A 1,825-nucleotide genomic window follows, 5' to 3' on the forward strand; every position below is an offset into this window, starting at 1 on the left:
CACCGCGCGCGCCAGACGGCCGATGCCGCTATCTGCGCCAAAGCGATGGCTGCGGGTGAGGAAAACCACCGTGTCAGATAGGGCCTGTGCCGGGCTGGCGGCCCCCGGTGCCGCGAGCCCGGCTGCCGCCAGCCATGCCAGCGTGTCGCTGCTCCACGCCTCGCGTTCGGCCACATCACCCAAGACCGCACCGGCATCGACCGAAGCCAGCTGGTCACGGTCACCCAGCAGGATCAGACGCGCATGTGCAGGCAAGGCCGCAACGGTGTCGTGCATCAGGGTCAGATCCACCATCGAGGCTTCGTCTATCACCAGCACATCCAGCGGCAGCGGGTTGCCTGCGTGATAACGCGGCGCATCGCGCCCGGGCACCAGACCGATCAGCCGGTGCAGGGTTTGCGCATCCCCGGGCAATTGCGCCTTGACCTGCGCATCCACCTCCAGCGCCGCACGCGCGCCGCGCATCGATTCGGACAAACGCGCGGCCGCCTTGCCGGTGGGCGCCGCCATGCCCATCACCAGCGGGCGTGGCGACAGGGCGGCCAGCATCGCCAACAGGCGCACCACGGTGGTGGTCTTGCCGGTGCCGGGGCCGCCGGAAATCACCAGCAGATGCTGGCGCACCGCCAGCGCCGCCGCCAGACGCTGGCGGTCGGCCGCCCCTTCGGAGGTCGGAGCAAACAGCGCGTCCAGCAAGGTGGCGACCCGCTCAGGATCGACGGCGTCCTTATGGGCAGCCAAGGCAGCCAGACGCTCGGCCAATTCCTTTTCAAACCACCAGTGACGGGCAAAATACAGGCGACCGGCCTCGTCCAGCACCAAGGGCGCATAGCCGCCGGGACGGGCAAGCAAAGGGCTGGCGGCAAGCTCGCGCCGGCTCTGTGAGTCAGCGATGCGCCGGCACACATGGCCGGCGCGGTTAGCGCGGATCAGCGCGATGATCGCGGCCTCGGCCGCCTCGCCCAGCGCCGGGTCCAGCCGCCGCATCAGGCCGGACAGCACGCCGGGCAAGACTTCGCTGACGTTCTCTTCAGTTGGCGTCTGCATCCAGCCTCGCCTCCAGCGCATCGCACACGGTCTTGAGCACCTTGATGCGCGCATAGTGCTTGTTGTTGGCCTCGACCAGCGTCCACGGCACCCGCGTCGTGCTGGTGCGGTCTATCATGTCGCACACCGCCAGCTTGTAGTCGTCCCAGCGCTCGCGGTTGCGCCAGTCTTCGTCGGTGATCTTGAAACGTTTGAAGCCGGTCTCTTCGCGTGCCTGAAAACGCGCCAACTGTTCCTCGGCACTGGTCGCCAGCCAGAACTTGAGCACGATGGCGCCATCGGCTACCAACTGGTGCTCGAAATCGTTGATCTCGTAGTAGGCGCGCATCCAGTGTTCCGGCCCGCAAAAACCTTCCACTCTTTCCACCAACACGCGGCCATACCAGGAGCGGTCGAAAATCGCGGTATGTCCCTTGCCCGGCACATGGCGCCAGAAACGCCAGAGCCACGGCTGGGCGCGCGCCTCGTCATTGGGCGCATCGAAAGCCACGGTATGGATCAGACGCGGATCCAGCCATTCATTGACCAGATTCAGCGTCTCGCCACGTCCGGCGGCATCGAAGCCGTGGATCAGGATCAGTACCGGAAAATCCGGCTTCTGCTTCAGGTCATACTGCGCGTCGAGCAAAGCCTCGCGCAGCGCCGGTACCCGCGCCTTCCAGTCGGCCTTGCTGATGCTGTGGCCGATTTCTGCCGATTCGAACATGTTTTCTCCTTATGTTATGGAACCCGGGCAGCTTGCGGTGGGTTACGCCGCCATTCGGCGGCTATCCCACCC

General features: G+C 65.9%; 2 protein-coding genes. Both read right to left on the reverse strand.

All coding sequences use genetic code 11. From position 1 onward, the window contains the following. Positions 1-1,047: AAA family ATPase (locus EGI20_RS18030; protein ID WP_498632868.1), on the reverse strand; the 1,047-nt coding region annotated here is incomplete at its 3' end. After that, positions 1,031-1,753 carry a hypothetical protein gene (locus EGI20_RS18035; RefSeq protein WP_498633076.1) on the reverse strand — a complete coding sequence of 241 codons (723 nt, stop codon included), beginning with the start codon at positions 1,751-1,753 and terminating at the stop codon, positions 1,031-1,033. The genes EGI20_RS18030 and EGI20_RS18035, both read right to left, overlap by 17 nt. Positions 1,754-1,825 lie beyond the last annotated feature (72 nt).

The organism is Aquitalea sp. S1-19 (assembly GCF_024343515.1).

What these genes read in the sequence shown, in the direction of transcription:
- EGI20_RS18035 (WP_498633076.1), bottom strand. Translation starts at nt 1,753, where the DNA reads ATGTTCGAATCGGCAGAAATCGGCCACAGCATCAGCAAGGCCGACTGG.